Origin of the sequence: Shewanella sp. 38A_GOM-205m (assembly GCF_000518445.1) — a bacterium.
Taxonomy (GTDB): domain Bacteria; phylum Pseudomonadota; class Gammaproteobacteria; order Enterobacterales; family Shewanellaceae; genus Shewanella; species Shewanella algae.
Genome location: NZ_JADP01000001.1, coordinates 154,452 through 171,579 on the forward strand (window position 1 = coordinate 154,452; position 17,128 = coordinate 171,579).

A 17,128-nucleotide genomic window follows, 5' to 3' on the forward strand; every position below is an offset into this window, starting at 1 on the left:
ACTTCCTCTTATTGATTTTTTTCACTGCCCGTCAGTGGCTTATCGCGTCTATCTCCCACTACTCTAGCAGGATTTCCCGCCATTATGGCAAACGCGGGTACCGACTTTGTGACAATGGCGCCCATGGCAATGACGGCGCAGTCGCCTATGGTAACACCATCGACGATACCGGCCTGGGCGCCAATCCAGACATCCTCGCCAATCACAATCCCCTTGGATTGGCTGCTCTGACGATAGATGGGCATATCCGGCGCCATGCCATGATTGAAGGCGTAGATGGTGACATTGTTGGCAATACGGGTCTTGTCACCTATCACTATGCCGCGACTGCCGCCATCCAGCGAACAGCCGTGGTTGATGCTGACCTCCCTGCCTATCTGTATCGGCCCATGCAGAAAGCAGTTGGCGGCTATCATGCACTCATCGCCCAGGGTTATCGGCCTGCCGGGTTCGGCAAACAGCTCTGCCTCGGGGGCGATAAAGCAGTTTTGCCCTATGCTGATGGTTTCAAGGGCTTGGAGCCTGGCCTGAATCGCCTGTTGCCAGGGAAGGGCCCACTCGAGATGTTTGGGTTTGAGGCGATACCAGAGCCAGGGCATCCAGGAGAGGCGCCTCTTGTGTTGCGCCTGATAGTCATCCGCAGAAGGGTTAAAATCACTCATTTACCGGCGCCGGGCGCTTTGGCACAAAAGGGTTGTATGGTTTCGACTTCAATGCCTTGCTCTTGGGCATGCCAGAAGATATCCAGATCATACAGAGCCACCTGATAGCGTTTGGGGTCCGGCTTGCCTTTCTTGTAGGCGGGTCTCGGGTCTTGGGCCAGCACCGCCTGAATAAGCTTATCCAGCTCGGGATAGCGTTTCTCGAGTCGGTTCAGTTGTTCTACTGCGAGATTGCTGAAGCTGACCTCAACCTGTTCGGGAGCTTGCTGCGCTATGCCGCCTATCGCTTCCGGTATCGCGTCCGAGAAGGGGATATAGGGCTTGATGTCGATTATCGGAGTGCCATCGAGCAGGTCCATGCCGGAGATCTCCAGGACCACCTTGCCTTTGCCTTGGTGGATCTGATGCAGCTTCACCACAGATTGGCCAATGCCATTGGGCCTGAAGGTGGAGCGGGTGGCAAACACCCCAAGCTTTTCATTGCCGCCGAGCCGGGGAGGGCGCACCGTGGTTTTCCAGCCCTGGGCCAGATTTTCATGAAAGCAGAACAGTAACCAGAGGTGGGAATACTGCTCCAGCCCACGCACCGCATCAATATGATTGTAGGGCGCTGTCAGTTCGACAAAACCGCGAACAAAATCCACCAAGCCCGGCTGACGAGGAATACCAAACTTCTGTTTATATGGTGTCCGGCAATAGGCAACCGCTTCTATCTGAGTCGAAAACCCCATAACGTCAGGCTTACTCCTTCGGGGTTGCCAGGCGAATAGCCTGGCCGACACACATGGCGCTGGTGTAGCAACCGGCTGCGGCTTCCTGGGTTTCGACACAGTTTTTAATGATAAGACCATTGGCCTTCATATCGGCGGCCGCCCGGCGCGCCTCGGTGCGGGCATCGGCCATGGAAGCCGGTACACCATCGAGCTCAGACTGACAGGCATTGCCTTCAACCAATCCCAGCACTTCATATTGGCCTGTTGGCCGGCTGCCATCGAACAGCTGTACTTCCGAGGGTTTGAAATACTCCTGGATAGCCTGGCTGTCCAAGTTGGAATTGAAGCTGTATTCCCCGGCGCAGCCGCCAAGCAGCAGTACCAGAGTGGAGAGAAAAATCGGTTTCATGGCCCGGCCTTATAGTTATTCGTCCATGCTCCCGGCCATCCCGGGAGCTGTATGGGAAATTCTATCGCTTCAAATACTTTTGATAAAGCTGCCGATGACGATTGTTGAGATCCACCTGTCTGCCGTCGATAAACATCAGCTCTATCCGGCTGCTCATGGGGTCGAGAATATCGCCGCTGCTGACCACAATATTGGCCTGAAACCCGGGCGCTACCGCCCCCAGGTTGTCTACGCCCAGTATCTTGGCGGCATCTTGTGTAATGGCCTTGAGCGCCTGCTCTTTACTGAGCCCCCAAGCCACGGTTTGGCCCGCGGCCAGCGGCAGGTTACGGCTGTCCCAATCGGAGCTGAAGCCGAGGGCGAAGGGAATACCGGCGCGCTTGAGCAATGCCGGTACTCTAAATGCCTGACCTATGGGCTCATCTTCTCGTAGCGGCAAGTCAAGCGTATGGGTATAGATGACACTTGCCTCTATTTCATTGAGCGCTGCGCCCAGGCGCCAGGCATCATAGCCACCGACCAGGGTTAACTTGAACCCATACTGACGGGCCAGGGCAATGGCAGCCTCTATCTGCTGCTGCCTGTCGGCATGAACAAATAGCCGCGCCTCCTGGCGATACAGAGGCAAGAGCGCTTGCCAGCGGCTGTCTTCAAGGGCGCCTTCACTGCCTTGCTGACTCAAGGCGTAGCGTTTACCCGCTTCAAAGTGTTTGTGTATCTGTGACAGAGCGCTGTGATAGGCCATTTGCGCCTGCTTATCTGCCTCGCTGGTACCTTGTTTTTGCGGCGCAGTTGGCCAATAGAGGTGGAACTGTGGTCTAGATGGGACCTGGGCATCTTCTATGGTCCAGGCATCCAGTGAGACCAGTACCGATTGCCCGGCAATGCCCGAGCCTCTCGGCACTATTTGCGCGTGGGTGATACCGTTGGCCCGCACACTGGGCAACAATTCCGAATCCGGGTTGAAGGCGCTGGCGGCTTCAAGCTGCGGATTGGCACTGCCCACATCGCGGCTGTCGACTGTTGGCCTGGCCATGGCTATCTCTACTAAGCCCAGGGTGGTATCCAGTGCTATGAGGCCGGGATAAAGGTGTTTGCCACTGAGATCAAATTCCCGGGCATTTTCAGCCGTTAATCCTGGGCCTACGGCGCTGATAACACCTTGCTCGAGCAGCACATCGGTATTTTCGAGTGTGCCTTGGCTGACGGTGTGAACCGTGGCGTTTTTCAATAATATGGCTTGCTGCTGGCGCTCGGCCGGGATCAGGTTATGGGCCTTTGCCGGTGCGAACATCAATAGCGAACCACCCAGCAGCAGATATACCAGCATAGATGCAATGCGTAGCAATAGAGGAAACTTGGTCACAGGCGGCTCTCCTTATTCTGGCCCCAGGCGTTGAATTGGGTATCGCATTGCCACAAGGGCTCTATGATTTCAGACGTTGTGTCGCCTTGAAGCCGCGCCGGGTCACTGCCAAGAATTTTCTGGATCAGCGCTTGGCGCTCGCCGGCAATAGCCTGGGTCATTTGCTTATCCTCAGCGCGGTCGAAGTAGCGTTTGCCGCCAATCCACACTGCCTGGCTCTTGGCATAAACCGATAGGGGGTTGGCATCCCAGAGCACCAAATCTGCTTGTTTCCCCTCTTCAACTGAACCTGTTATGGCGTCTATCCCGAGCTGCTTGGCGGGATTGATGGTTACCATCTTCCAGGCATCTTCCTGGGACATGTCGCAGTATTTCACCGACTTGGCGGCTTCCTGATTCAGGCGCCGCTGCATCTCAAAGTCATCTGAGTTAATCGAGGTGAGCACGCCGGCATTCATCATCAAACAGGCGTTTTGCGGAATGGCATCATAGACCTCAAATTTATAGGCCCACCAGTCGGCAAAGGTGGAAGCACCGGCTCCATGAGCCGCCAACTCGGGGGCCAGCTTGTAGCCTTCCAGTACATGGGTGAAGGCGGTGACCTTGAAATCGTAGGCCTCGGCGAGGCGCAAGAACATCAGGATTTCAGACTGGACATAGGAGTGAATATGCACATCGCGCTCGCCGTTCAGCACTTGGGCAATCGCCTGTAAACGATAATCGGGGCGAGGGGAGAGCTGCTTACGTTTCTCCCGTGAGCGCAGCTCGGCATATTGGGCCTGGGCGTCTTTATAGTCTCTGGCGGCATTGAAAGCATCGCTCATCAGGGCTTTCACCCCCATGCGGCTTTGCGGGAATCTGCGGGTATAACGCTCGCCCCAATTGCTCTGTTTGACGTTTTCCCCCAAAGCAAACTTAATCCCCTGATGGGCCTGGGTGAATTTGAGTCCCTCGGCCGACTCACCCCAGCGCAGTTGAATGACCTGCGACTGGCCACCTATGGGGTTGGCGCTGCCGTGTAGCAGATTGGCGGTGGTGACGCCACCGGCCAAGGAGCGATAGATGGCAATATCATCCGGGTTAAGCACATCGGCTATTTGTACTTCTGAGGTGATGGCATCGGACATCTCATTGAGGCCGCCGTTGACGGCAATGTGGGAATGCTCATCTATGATCCCGGCAGTCAGGTGCATGCCAGCTCCCTCTATGACCTGATAACCTACCGGAGTGCTGAGATCTGTGCCAATCTTTTCAATCTTGCCGTTGGCCATAAGCAGGTCGCTGTTGCCAATAATGCCGGCCTCACTTGAGGTCCAGAGGGTGACATTGCGGATATGCAGTTTTTCCGTACCTGGCAGCTCACTGCGGCCATAGGCTTGCAGTGGGCTCGTCAAACGACTGAGATACTCGGGTTCAGTCTTTGGCCCGGTCTTTGACACAGTTTTGGGGCTTGTTGCCTGAGTATTTGTCCGCGTATCCTCTTCTGTCTCTTGCATTAAAAGCGCTTGCGGTAATCTTGAGCCGGCCAGTTGAGTCACGGCGCCATCGGCACTCAAGAGTCTTCCTCTCAATCCTTCATCATCTTGCCATAGAGTCAATCTACTGATGCCATTTATGCCAGCACCCTGCAAATTGACGCTGAAACTCAGGCGTTTGCTGTCGGCTTTCAGGTGAGCAAGCGCTATCTGTTGATCGCCACTGCTGAGGTTGCCCCTGAGTTTTCGGGGCGTTTGCTGGGTCAGTTGCAGCTCAAGATCCAATTCCAGTTCAGCCCAATGTAGGCGATAACTGCCTTGCCACTGGAATTCCGGAGCCAGCTGTTTTTGCTCTTCACCTTGTAGCCAAACGCTGACTATTTCGCCATCCTGAAACAGATTGCCTTTGGCTATCACCAGATCGGCCATATAGCCGGGCGCCAGTTTACCGACCAAATTATCTATGCCGGCGGCTGCAGCGGCTTCTGTGGTCAGCGCTGCCAATGCGGTTTCTTCGTCGAGACCGGCTTGCAGCGCCATTCTCAACCTGGGCCAAAAAGCTTTACCGTCCATGCCGTATTGGGTGAAGGAGAAGGGGATATTGTTGGCGGCCATCACAGCAGGATTGCTCGGTGCTCGCTCCCAGTGTCTCAAGGTTCTGAGTGGTACTTCCCTGGCATTGTCTTCATCACTGACCTGAGGGGCAGCGGGGAAGTTCAACGGCAATATCAACACGGGTCGATATTCCTGCAGTTCTCTCACTCTTGCATACTCCTGACCATTTCCCAGTAAGATTGGCTGGATATCTTCTTGGCTCAAGAGCTTGGCTGCACGCAACTGGTTATTGAGGTTTCGGGTGTCAAATATCGCACCACGAGTTTTTATATCGTGCAAGCGCTCAAGGGCGATATTAAATTCCGGTGACAATAAATCCTCGCGGCCGGCTGCTTTCATTTTATTCTGGTTATACCAGTTGGCATCACTGAGAGTCTGTCTTATTAACGCTATGCTTCCCATCAGGGAGTTGGGGTAGTCCTGTGGTGAATTGCCTTTATCAAAAGCCATAAAATGTCGACTTTTGGGACTATATATCAGTTGATTGCTATTCTTGTCCGCCAAAGACAGTGAAACACCAATTCCCCTGAATATTCCGTTAAGATGAGCACTCTGAACGCTGGTAAAGCCATTGCTTATCCAATTTGACGCGGCTTCTTTATCTGCCAATACATAGGAAAACCATTCTTTCTCTGCGTGAATAGCCCCATTTGCAGCCACAGCCCCTTTGGGGGTTATCCGATAGACAGGGCCTTCAATAGTTGCTGGCGATTCTGAATACTCCAAGCCATATTCGGCAAAGGGATCGATAAACCCCGGATAGATGGTGTAACCATTGAGATCTATCTTATAAGCATTTTGTGGAATTTCATTATTGGAAATAACTTGCTTTATCCGGTTATTTTCAATAAGCAGGGTAGCGTTATCCAATTGCTTACCCGGGGAGAGCATGAGTTTGGCGTGGGTTAAGGCGGTCAATCTCGGAGTATTGTCTGTCAGTTGCGTTTCATCGGCGTAGGCGCTACAGGCCACAAGGCTGATAAACAGCAGTTTTGCGGCGGGGAAAGAGGGTTTCATCTGTTGTGGCTACCTTGTCATTATTCTTTTGGGGAAAAGTCACAGCTATCAGTAAAAAGATATGAATATCAGTATATATTCACTACTTTTTTACCAAAGAGTTACAGATATCCATAATACAAAAAGGTATCTGAGGCCGACGGGATACATGGCTGTGTGCTGATATCCATAAAAGTTAACCCAGTCAAAATGTAAATGCCAAGGCCTAATTGTAAGGCTTTTTAACAGATGCCAGACGTCTATCAGACATAAAAAAGCCCCGACACTGTCGAGGCTTAAGTAAATAGATGCTTGATTAGATCAGGAAATCATCCATTGAACGACCTTTGTCTACTTCGTTCTTGAATACAGTTGGCATACGGCCTTGGCCGGTCCAAGTAATAGTTTCACCATCTACAACGATTTTGTATTTTGGTGGGCGAGGAGCACGCTTCTTGGGAGCAGCCTTGGCGGCAGCAACATTACCCAGATCTTCAACAGACAGGCCAACGGCTTCCATCTGCTTACGGATATCTTCTATTTTAGAAAGACGTTCAGCTTGTGCCTTTTCTTCTTCCTTGGCTTCCTCTTCACGATCAATAATGATCTTATCCAATTTGGCAGCCAGATCGCGCAGATCTGCAACGCTCAACTCTTTTACTGCGGCCTTAAAACGACGACCGTGAGTCAATATATCAAGAAAATCGCTCATAAGTATTTTGGTCCCACGCTAATTTATAAATTGGGTTATGGTGAACATCGCTATAAATAATAGAAACTATAAGAGTCTGGATCAAATATTTTTACGCCAATTGACATTAATTTCTTTATTTAACTCAATTCTATGACCATTAAAGTTGCCAAGTGTTCAAAAAACTGGCCTTAAAGTGTGACAGAAGTGACAAACGAGCGTTTAAGTTGCTGTTGACGTTAACGTCAACAGCACGTAAAGTTGAGCCATCCTGTACTGATGGCCCTGGTATCATCGGTACGCAACCCACATTAGATACAAGGTGTAGGAAGGAAACCCTATGAAAGTATTGGTGCCAGTAAAACGTGTGGTCGATGCCAATGTGAAGGTCAGGGTCAAGGCCGACAACACAGGCGTTGAAACAGCCAACCTGAAAATGGCGTTGAATCCATTTTGTGAGATTGCGGTAGAAGAAGCCGTGCGTCTGAAAGAAGCCGGCAGTGCTTCTGAAGTCGTCGTTGTCAGCATAGGTCCCAAGGCGGCACAGGAACAGCTGCGTACCGCACTGGCTCTGGGTGCCGACCGTGCCATTCACATCGAAACCGATGAAGAGCTGGTGCCCCTTTCTATTGCCAAACTTCTCAAGGCGGTGCAGGACAAAGAACAGGCGCAACTTATTCTGCTCGGTAAGCAGTCCATCGACGGCGATAACAATCAGACAGGACAGATGCTGGCGGCGCTCGCTGGTATGCCTCAGGCAACCTTTGCATCTGAAGTGAAGCTGGAAGGCGAAACTCTGCTGGTCACCCGTGAAGTGGATGGCGGCTTACAGACTCTGTCCATGCCTCTGCCTGCCGTGGTCACCGCAGATCTGCGTCTGAATGAGCCTCGCTATGCTTCTTTGCCCAATATCATGAAAGCCAAGCGCAAGCCGCTGGAGACCATGAGCATTGATGACCTGGGAGTGGCGCTCAAGCAGCACGTACAGGTGTTGGAGGTAGCTGCACCGGCCAGCCGTCAGGCGGGTGTGATGGTGGCTTCCGTTGAGGAGCTGGTGGACAAGTTGAAAAACGAAGCGAAGGTAATCTAAATGGCCGTATTAGTAATAGCAGAACACGATAATGCCAGCCTGAAACAGGACACAGCCAAAGTTGTCGTCGCAGCCAAAGCCATAGGGGGAGATATTCACCTCTTGGTTGCCGGTCAGGATTGTAAGGCCGCCGCCGATGCTGCCGCCAAGCTTGAAGGCGTCAGTAAAGTACTGCTGGCCGATAACCCTGCCTATGGTGCTCATCTTGCCGACAATATTGGTGAACTCATCTTGTCTCTGAGTGGCGACTACAGCCACATTCTGGCTGCAGCTTCAAGCCAGGGTAAGGACATACTGCCAAGAGTGGCGGCTTTGCTGGATGTGGCTCAACTTTCTGAGATCACCAAGGTGATTGATGCCGATACTTTCGTCCGTCCCGTTTATGCCGGTAACGCCATGGCAACCGTTAAGAGTCTGGACGATAAGAAAGTGGCCACAGTGCGCGCCAGCGCCTTCGACGCCGTTGCCGAGACAGGTTCAGCTGAAATCAATCAGCTCGATAGTGTCTTCGACGCCAAGAGCAGCTTTGTATCCCAGAGCCTGACCGAGTCGGCTCGTCCGGAGCTTGGCAGCGCCAGAGTCATTGTTTCCGGTGGTCGCGGTATGGGTAGTGGCGAAAACTTTGCCATGCTGGAAGCATTGGCCGATAAGCTTGGCGCCGCCGTAGGTGCATCGCGGGCAGCAGTGGATGCCGGCTTTGTTCCCAACGACCTGCAGGTTGGCCAGACGGGTAAAATCGTGGCGCCAGAGCTTTATATCGCTGTGGGTATCTCCGGGGCGATTCAACATCTGGCCGGTATGAAGGACTCAAAAGTCATTGTGGCCATCAATAAAGATCCTGAAGCGCCTATCTTCCAGGTTGCCGATTATGGCTTGGAAGCTGACCTGTTTGATGTTGTGCCTAAATTGAACGAGTTGATTTAATCTGTGATCTAGGTCACGATAGGCGGCTTTGGGGTAGCATCCTCAAAGCCGCCTATGTTTTTATGTGCCTCACGCCTGACATCAGGCGTCCTGAGAAGTAGAGGCGCACTAAATATCAGTAGCGGTAAGCAGGGTGATTCCGTTTATGTATCGCGAAAGGATTTGGTGCCGAAGTGGTTGCGACTTATCAAGGTCCACCGCTGGGGCTGTTACCAAATAGGGGCAGCACTGCCATAGTATATTCTGTCGGGATGACAGATTGACGTTACTATGGAGCGCTACTGAAAGGACAGGTGCTACTCGGTATGCCATTGCCTTTTCCCACCAGTTCAGTTGCCCTCCATTCGTATTTAACGAAGAACAAGACTCAATGACACTAACAAGTTATGCCGATTCGGCACTCTCTTTGTTGCCGCCGGTTGTGGCAATTTTATTGGCGATCCTCACCCGTCGGGTGCTGTTATCGCTGGGACTGGGGATATTGATTGGAGCCCTGTTGCTCAATCAATGGTCGGTATTGGACACCGGGGTTTATCTGGGGCAAAGGGTGCTTTCCCTGGTATGGGACGATGGCGCTTTCAATGCCTGGAACCTGTATATTCTGGGGTTCCTGGTGCTGCTGGGGATGATCACTGCGCTGATCACCGTCAGTGGCTCGGCCAGAGCCTTTGCCAACTGGGCCAGACAGCATATCCGTAATCGCCGTGATGCCAAGCTGCTGACCATGTTTCTCGGCTGTGCGGTGTTTATCGATGACTACTTCAACAGCCTGGTGGTGGGCAGTATCGCTAGGCCTCTGACCGACAGATATTATATCTCCCGCTCCAAACTGGCGTATCTTTTGGATTCTACCGCGGCGCCCGTGTGCGTTATCTCGCCGGTGTCCAGTTGGGGCGCCTATATTATCGCCCTTATCGGCGGCATTCTCACCGCCCACGGGTTTACCGAGACCGGACATCTGAGCGCTTTCGTGCAGATGATCCCGATGAACTTCTATGCCCTGTTTGCCCTGGCGCTCTTGCTGTGCGTCACCTTTATGGAGCTGGATATCGGCGCCATGCGCAAACACGAGCTCAACGCCCGCAAGGGCAATCTCTATGATGAGTCCAAGGGGCTGCCACCCGGCGCCAATGCCGATCTGCCCGAGGCGGAAACCGGCCAGGTGCACGGCCTGTTCCTGCCCATAGGTGTCTTGGTGGTGGCGACCTTCTATTTTATGGTTTCCAGTGGTGCCGATGCCCTGGCGGCAGAAAGCCTGCCTTTCAGTATCATAGGTGCCTTCGAGAAAACCGATGTGGGCTCATCTCTGTTCTTTGGTGCTTCCATCGGTCTGGTGGTGACGCTGCTGCTGGCCTTTATCCAGAAGATTGAAGCCAAGATGATCCTCAAGGCACTCACCTCGGGTGCCCGTTCCATGTTGCCGGCCATCTATATTCTGATGTTTGCCTGGACCATAGCCGGGATCATAGGCTCACTGGAAACCGGCAAGTTTATGGCCAGCCTCGCCAGTGGCAATATTCCCTTTGCCTTGTTGCCGGCCGTGCTGTTTATTTTGGCTGGGCTTACCGCCTTTTCTACCGGCACCAGCTGGGGCACCTTTGGTATCATGTTGCCGATTGCCGCCGATATGGCCATGGGCAGCCACAGTGGCATGATGTTGCCTATGCTGGCCGCCGTGCTTTCCGGGGCTGTGTTTGGCGATCACTGCTCGCCGATATCGGACACCACGATTCTGTCATCCACAGGTGCCAGCTGCCATCATATCGACCATGTGCTGACTCAGTTGCCCTATGCGGTCTTGGTAGCAGTTATTTCCCTCGGCGGCTATATAGTACTCGGCTTTACCGAGTCGGTATGGCTTGGGCTTGCCAGCAGTTGTGTGCTGTTTATGCTGGGGCTGGTGTGGCTCAAGTGGCAGCAGCCCAAAAACAGTGCTGCCTAACCGGCCAATTAAAAAACGCTGCCTCGGCAGCGTTTTTTGTTACCTATATTTCAGGGCCATTGGAGTTGGAGGCGTACTCTCGTCTTGGATATTCAGGCTAAATACCTATTGATTCAAACTGGCCTCGCCAATTATTTTTGTGGCAGCTCTATTGAGTTTTCCGTGATGACGCGAGCCGATGCCGAGCGGGCAAACAGAGTCAAACTCGTCGCTATGGCCAGAACAATAACCGTCGGGACAATCCAAGCTGCATAGCAAGCGTATAAGGGTAGATATTGGTTCAAAATTGCATCCAGGTTGGCAGGCATACTGCCGAGAATATGCAAGGCGTCCAGAGCGCCAAAGATCAACGCTGCCGCTAAGGTTGCAAGTACGCCAGACATGGACACAAGGCGCCGTAGCGGCGCAATCAACAACAAGGCAATCGCAATCGGATGCAGGGCTACCACGACGGGTTGGGTGATCTGTAAAAGTTGCTCCAGACCAATATTGGCAACCAATGCTCCAATTATCATGGTGACCAGCACACTGTTACGGTAAGACACGTTACTGAATGTGCGGCTATAAAACTCACTGCCGGCAGTCGTCACGCCGATTATCGTCGTCAGGCAAGCCAATATCATCACTGCCCCCAACAGCAAGGTACCTAAAATACCAAAATGTGTTGTGGTAAAGGTGGTCAGAATATCCCCGCCGTTACTGTATTCACCGACGCTGCTGGCGCCGATATAAGCCAGGGAGATGTATACCAGTGCCATAGCCACAGCGTACATCAAGGCGGCAATCAGGGTATACCTGGTAATCGCCTTTGGCTGAGTGACACCCATACTTTTAATCGCGCGGAAGATAACCCATCCAAAACCGATAGAGCCCAAGGCGTCCATGGTCATATATCCTTGAGTCACACCTTCGGCAAATGCGCTGGTTACATAGGCGCCGGTCGCCTGGGAAATGCCTTGACTCGGAAACAACAGTGCGGCGATAGCCATTGCCAGTAGGATAGCCATTAGCGCCGGCGTCAACCACTTCCCCAGGTTGTCGACCAGTTTGCCCGGATACAGGGAAAACAGCACAGCGATAATGCAGAAGATAATTGAAAAAGGACCCAGAGCGTTGTCACCGAAAAACGGGCTAAAACCGAATTGGTAAGCGACTGTGATGGCGCGAGGAATGACAAATGCCGGGCCAATCACGATAAATACCATAATCCAGAACGTGGTAGCCAGAGGGCGGGGAAGTACTGAAGTCAGGTTATCGGAGCCCCCCACCAGGGCCACAATGACCAAAGCAAAGGCGGGTAAGCCCACACCGGCCAGTAGAAAGCCCGCCATGCCCTGAAACAGGTTTTCGCCTGCCTGATAACCCAAAAATGATGGGAAAATAAGGTTGCCGGCGCCTAAATACAAGGCAAAGGTCATAAACCCCAAAGCGGCTATATTGCGTGCACTTAACATAGTCTTCCTCAAATATGTCAGCTTTGAAGTAACCAGCAAGTGAGCGTTTTGATGACTCTGCCAGCGACTCTCACTGACAGAAAATAAAAGATAATAGCCTGTCAGCCCCGGTTGAGTTCCAGAGAGAGCAGGAGGAGATTGGCGACGGTCACTTGTTGGCGACTAGGCTGCAAACAACTTGTGGAAGTGACCAATGACATACAAAATCCAGGCTGACAGAAAATACGGGAGGAGGCTCCTCCCTGCGTGGATCCCTTATAAACCTATCTCTTGGAACCTGGCAAGCCTTAAATAGTGGATAGTGCGTATTTCAACATTTTCTCCACTCACAGGAATAAGCCACTAAAAATTCTTTAAAGAAACATTAACGATTCAATCCGACTTCGACAGGCCCCGGCATGCCTTCAGTCAGATGCCTTGAACGGCAAGTTGCTGTGCAAGCCACTCTCTACAAAAGAGAACGCCACGAGGACTTATTCGCACCTTCCTTAGGTATCACGTGTCCATTTTCAAGGGGTTGCAAAATAGACCCGGCCCTGATTACGGGGAGAATGAGTGCCGGTGCTGGAAGTCGAATGGCTTGTCATAAAAAAACACCTGAGCCGGAAGACTCAGGTGTTTTTCTGCTTAAGTCCGAGGTGTAATCTCGCCCCTCGGACTTAAACTGTTGTCAGCGCTCACTTATCAGAGCAGACCACGACGCTTGAGCAGGGCATCGGTTGTCGGCTCTTGGCCACGGAAGTTTTTGTAAGCTTCCATAGGTGGCACGCTGTTACCCACTTCGCGGATAGTCTTGCGATACTTCATGCCGATATCCCGTTTCAGGCCGCCTTGGGTCTGTACATAGGCAAAGGCATCGGCCGCGAGGATTTCGCTCCACATATAGGCGTAGTAGCTGGCACTGTAGCCACCCGGGAAGGCATGGGCAAAGTAGGTCGACTTGTAACGTGGTGGCACGGCTTCAATGTTCAGGCCGTGCTTTTCAAGCGCCTTGGCTTCAAACTCGGCGACATTCTGCAGCGGTGCGTTTTTGTCCAGCGAATGCCATTCCATGTCGACCAATGCAGCAGCCATATACTCCAGGGTGTCGAAGCCCTGGTTGAAGCTGCGGGACTTCAGCAACTTGTCCAGCATCGCCTTGGGTAAAGGCTCGCCGGTTTGGTAGTGCTTGGCATAGTTGGCCAACACTTGTGGATGACCGGCCCAGTCCTCTTCGAAGGTGGATGGAAACTCGACAAAGTCACGGGATACTGCAGTACCGGACAGGCTGGGGTAGGTTACTTTGGAGAACATGCCATGCGTGCCGTGGCCCAACTCGTGGAACATGGTGGTTACTTCGTCATAGCTGACGAAGGTGGCTTCGCCTTCCGGTGCCTTCTTGATGTTCATCACATTGACCACCACAGGCTTGTCGCCCTTGAGCAGGTTCTGGTTGACGAAAGAGCTCATCCAGGCACCGCCGCGCTTGCCTTCACGGGCGAAATAGTCGCCGTAGAAGATGGCCATGCTGCTGCCGTCGGCATCAAACATTTCCCAGGCTTTGACATCAGGGTGATAAACCGGCAGATCCGGCCGTGGCTTAAAGGTTACCCCATAGAGTTGGTTGAGGGTAAAGAAGACGCCGTCTTCCAACACTCGATTGAATTCGAAGTAAGGCTTGAGGCTAGCTTCATCCAGATCATATTTCTCCTGGCGCACCAGCTCGGCATAGAAGGCCCAGTCCCAAGGCTTGAGCTGGAACTTGCCACCAGTCTTGTCGATCATCACCTGGATATCGGCGGCTTCTTTCTGGGTGTTGGCGACAACGGCCGGCACCATGGAGCCGAACATCTCATAGACGGCCTCGGGTGTCTTGGCCATCTGTGGGCTCAGGCGGTAACTGGCCCAGTTATCAAATCCCAGCAGAGCGGCGCGTTCGGCGCGCAGTTGCGCCAGGCGGGCTACCAGAGAGGCAGTTTCGTTTTCACCTTCAAGGCCGCGATAGGCTGAGGCTTCCCAAATCTGTTTTCTCAGCTCTCGGTTTTTCAGCTGAGCCAGCACAGGCTGGCGAGTGGTGTTGGTGATGCTGATCAGGTATTGGCCATCGAGACCGGCGGCCTTGGCATCGGCCGCGGCATTGCGAATGGCCGAGTCGGACAGACCCTCCAATTGAGCAACGTCAGCCACAGTTACGGCGATTTCTTTGTTCATCCGCATCAGTCGTTGCTGGAATTCGTTCACCAGCTTGGACTGCTCTTCGTTCAAGGCGCGGATCTGGGCTTTTTCGTTCTCGGTCAGCTTGGCGCCGGCGAGCACAAAGCGCTGGTGATACACCTCAATAAGGCGTACTTCCTCGCTGCTCAGGCCCAGTTGGTGGCGCTGAGAGTAGAGGCTGTCGATGCGGGCAAACAGCTCCGGGTTGAGATTGACGTTGTCTGAGTGGGCCGCCATCTTGGGCGCCATTTCACCCTGAATTTTACGCAGTTCAGGGTTGGAGTTGGAGCCGGTCAGATTATAGAAAACGCTTGAGGCGCGGCTTAGCAGTTCACCGGATTTTTCCAGGGCGACTATGGTGTTGGCAAAAGTGGGTTTCTCTGGGTTGTTGGCAATGGCCAGTACTTCCTGGTAGTGCTCGGCAATACCGGCTTCGAGTGCAGGCTTGAAGTGTTCATCTTTGATCAGGCGAAAATCCGGGGCCTGATATTGCAAGGTACTCTTGGCAAAAAGTGGATTGCTTTGAGTGGCTTCCGCACTTGCCAGATTTGTGTCCTGAGGATTGTGGGTGCTGCAGCCTGAAATAGCCAGTGTGGCGCCAACGGCCAGCGCCAGAAGAGATTTTCGCATTGTTATGACTTCCATCTTTAGTTATGAGTTTTTTAGCGCAACTTAGCACTTGTTGCTTAAAAGTGGCTGAATTTAATGTTTATAGCCTACATAATCGCGATGTTTGCAGGCCAGCAGCTTATTAATAAAGAAGTGTAACAAATTGATTTTAATGGGCAGATTCAGCGAATGCTGAATCAATGCTCAAGTTTGGCTGCATGGGGCATGCATCCTGTATTTATGTGGTAAAAAGTGTAAAATTGCGGCCGGAATTTTTCTCAGGGGAGAGCCGTTTTGGCGCAACTTTATTTCTACTATTCGGCGATGAATGCCGGGAAATCCACCTCTTTACTGCAGTCATCCTATAACTATCGCGAGCGCGGCATGCACACCCTGGTGATGACCCCGGCGATAGATGACCGTTTTGGAGTGGGAAAGGTCGCCTCCAGGATCGGTATTGAATGTGATGCACGTATTTTTGCCCATGATGACAATCTGCTCGAGATGATCCGCGCCGAACATGAGCGTCAGCACCTGAATTGTGTGCTGTTTGATGAATCCCAGTTTCTCAGTAAAGAGCAGGTCAAACAGCTGGCCTATGTGGTCGACATCCTGGATATTCCTGTACTTTGTTACGGTTTGCGTACCGACTTCCAGGGCGAGCTGTTTGTTGGCAGTCAGTACCTGTTGGCCTGGGCCGACAAGCTGGTAGAACTGAAAACCATCTGTCACTGTGGTCGCAAGGCCAATATGGTGATCCGTCGTGATGGGGCGGGTAACCCGGTGCGCGAGGGTGAGCAGGTGGCGATAGGCGGCAATGAGAGTTATGAGTCTGTCTGTCGTAAGCACTACCGCGAATTGATTTGGGACTGATGCGAGGCGTCGCGGTTGCAAGCCCAAAGCGACAAGTTCAATAGTAAAGCCCAGGCGAACAGCCAAAGATATAAATAAAGAGATAAAGAAAGGAAGCTTATGTCGTCTATTTCCCCTGCTGGAAGCCGTATATCCAGGAAGCGGTTACCGGGTTTGTTGCTGTTGCTGCTGGGCTCAGTTTTGCCATTGCAGGCCGTCGCAGATAAAGCCGTTCCCGCCTCAGAAATTAAAGTGATTCAAAAGCTTATTTTTGAAAGGAAGATGGCAGAGGCGGCGCCTAGACTGGATGCGGCCATGGCAAATTACCCGGACTCCGGGCGGCTGGCATTTTTGCTTGGGCAGCTTTATTACTTCAGCAGTATCCCCAATTACCCCAAGGCGGTGGCGGCCTATGACAAGGCTGAGCCCATGCTGTCCAAGGACTCTGAGCTGTATTTTTTCCGCGCCGCGGCCAAGGCTCAGGTGCTGTCCGCTTATTCCCAGCGCCTGCGTCCGGACTATGCCGGCGCACTGGCCGATTACCGCAAAGCCGAGGCTTTGGGATCGGAGCGTGATCTCAGGTTGGATATTGCCAGGACACTCTATGAAACCCGGGACTATCCGGCCGCGCTGGAGCAGATAAACCGCTATCTCAATAACAAGCCTCAGCTTTGGGCCGATGGCCAGATGCTCAAAGGCAATATCCTGGCACAAATGGGCCAGCATGAGGCAGCGCTCAAGAGTTATCAACGAGCCGCGAGACAGTATGACTATCTGGATAAGCTGCAGTTTTATCAGGCCGTCAGCTTGCGGGCGTTGGGACGATCCGATGAGGCTATGGCGCAGCTCGATAAGGGATTAAAGCGTCAGGGCCGTGCGTATTTTCAGCTTGTCTATCTCAAAGCCATGCTGAGCTATGAGCAGAAACAATACCAAGAGGCCGCCCTGTTGTACCAGCAGCTGATTGAAAGGCGCCGGGACTGGGCCTTACCCTTACTGGGCTATTACAACAGCTTAAGCCAGATTGGCGAGGCGCCCATCAGCATCAGCCATATACTGGATCTGGCACTCGAGCTTGACCCTGAAGTGGTGATCCACTTTCATCAGCAGGACCTGTTGCGGCTGTAACGCCGGCGG

13 protein-coding genes and 1 riboswitch are annotated in these 17,128 nt (G+C 52.7%); of the genes, 5 read left to right on the plus strand and 8 right to left on the minus strand.

The window, feature by feature from the left end; translation table 11 throughout:
• Positions 1–8 precede the first annotated feature (8 nt).
• The 6 genes from N512_RS0100705 to N512_RS0100730 all read right to left on the minus strand — a co-directional run bounded on the left by N512_RS0100705 (position 9) and on the right by N512_RS0100730 (position 6,948).
• On the minus strand, positions 9–662 hold the full coding sequence (locus N512_RS0100705) for an acyltransferase (protein WP_028779065.1): 654 nt from the start codon (positions 660–662) through the stop codon (positions 9–11).
• The gene (gene tsaA, locus N512_RS0100710; RefSeq protein ID WP_037473775.1) at positions 659–1,393 is read right to left on the minus strand and encodes a tRNA (N6-threonylcarbamoyladenosine(37)-N6)-methyltransferase TrmO; all 735 of its coding nucleotides are present in this window, start codon (positions 1,391–1,393) and stop codon (positions 659–661) included. Before tsaA ends, N512_RS0100705 begins: the two co-directional genes overlap by 4 nt.
• A gap of 10 nt (positions 1,394–1,403) precedes the next feature.
• A complete protein-coding gene (gene rcsF / locus N512_RS0100715; protein ID WP_028779067.1) occupies positions 1,404–1,784 on the minus strand; it encodes an Rcs stress response system protein RcsF in 381 nt (126 codons plus the stop codon).
• 61 nt (positions 1,785–1,845) lie between these two features.
• Positions 1,846–3,114 carry an amidohydrolase family protein gene (locus tag N512_RS0100720; RefSeq protein ID WP_037473853.1) on the minus strand — a complete coding sequence of 423 codons (1,269 nt, stop codon included), beginning with the start codon at positions 3,112–3,114 and terminating at the stop codon, positions 1,846–1,848.
• A 32-nt stretch (positions 3,115–3,146) separates the two neighbouring features.
• Positions 3,147–6,257 (minus strand): amidohydrolase family protein, encoded by a 3,111-nt coding sequence (locus N512_RS0100725; RefSeq protein WP_051472574.1) that lies wholly within the window; start codon positions 6,255–6,257, stop codon positions 3,147–3,149.
• 295 nt (positions 6,258–6,552) lie between these two features.
• Complete coding sequence (locus N512_RS0100730; RefSeq protein WP_025009415.1) at positions 6,553–6,948, minus strand: H-NS histone family protein; 396 nt, start codon at positions 6,946–6,948, stop codon at positions 6,553–6,555.
• Between the two features lie 319 nt (positions 6,949–7,267).
• Between N512_RS0100730 and N512_RS0100735 the strand changes: the two genes are divergently transcribed.
• The 3 genes from N512_RS0100735 (at position 7,268) to N512_RS0100745 (ending at position 10,883) form a co-directional block, all read left to right on the plus strand.
• Positions 7,268–8,017 (plus strand): electron transfer flavoprotein subunit beta/FixA family protein, encoded by a 750-nt coding sequence (locus N512_RS0100735; RefSeq protein WP_028779070.1) that lies wholly within the window; start codon positions 7,268–7,270, stop codon positions 8,015–8,017.
• Positions 8,018–8,941, plus strand: coding sequence for an electron transfer flavoprotein subunit alpha/FixB family protein (locus N512_RS0100740; protein ID WP_028779071.1), 924 nt, complete (start codon positions 8,018–8,020; stop codon positions 8,939–8,941).
• Positions 8,942–9,031: 90 nt separating this feature from the next.
• Positions 9,032–9,230, plus strand: a riboswitch (Lysine riboswitch).
• Between the two features lie 81 nt (positions 9,231–9,311).
• The gene (locus N512_RS0100745) at positions 9,312–10,883 is read left to right on the plus strand and encodes a Na+/H+ antiporter NhaC family protein (RefSeq protein ID WP_028779072.1); all 1,572 of its coding nucleotides are present in this window, start codon (positions 9,312–9,314) and stop codon (positions 10,881–10,883) included.
• Positions 10,884–11,014: 131 nt separating this feature from the next.
• On the opposite strand, the gene brnQ is transcribed toward N512_RS0100745, so the two are convergent.
• Together brnQ and N512_RS0100755 are read right to left on the minus strand one after the other, a co-directional pair.
• Positions 11,015–12,337, minus strand: coding sequence for a branched-chain amino acid transport system II carrier protein (gene brnQ / locus N512_RS0100750; RefSeq protein WP_028779073.1), 1,323 nt, complete (start codon positions 12,335–12,337; stop codon positions 11,015–11,017).
• A gap of 684 nt (positions 12,338–13,021) precedes the next feature.
• The gene (locus tag N512_RS0100755; RefSeq protein ID WP_028779074.1) at positions 13,022–15,160 is read right to left on the minus strand and encodes a M3 family metallopeptidase; all 2,139 of its coding nucleotides are present in this window, start codon (positions 15,158–15,160) and stop codon (positions 13,022–13,024) included.
• 273 nt (positions 15,161–15,433) lie between these two features.
• Here N512_RS0100755 and N512_RS0100765 point away from each other — a divergent pair, with 273 nt between their 5' ends.
• Positions 15,434–16,012 carry a thymidine kinase gene (locus N512_RS0100765; protein ID WP_025009412.1) on the plus strand — a complete coding sequence of 193 codons (579 nt, stop codon included), beginning with the start codon at positions 15,434–15,436 and terminating at the stop codon, positions 16,010–16,012.
• Between the two features lie 261 nt (positions 16,013–16,273).
• Positions 16,274–17,119, plus strand: coding sequence for a tetratricopeptide repeat protein (locus N512_RS0100770; protein ID WP_269319533.1), 846 nt, complete (start codon positions 16,274–16,276; stop codon positions 17,117–17,119).
• Positions 17,120–17,128: the final 9 nt, after the last annotated feature.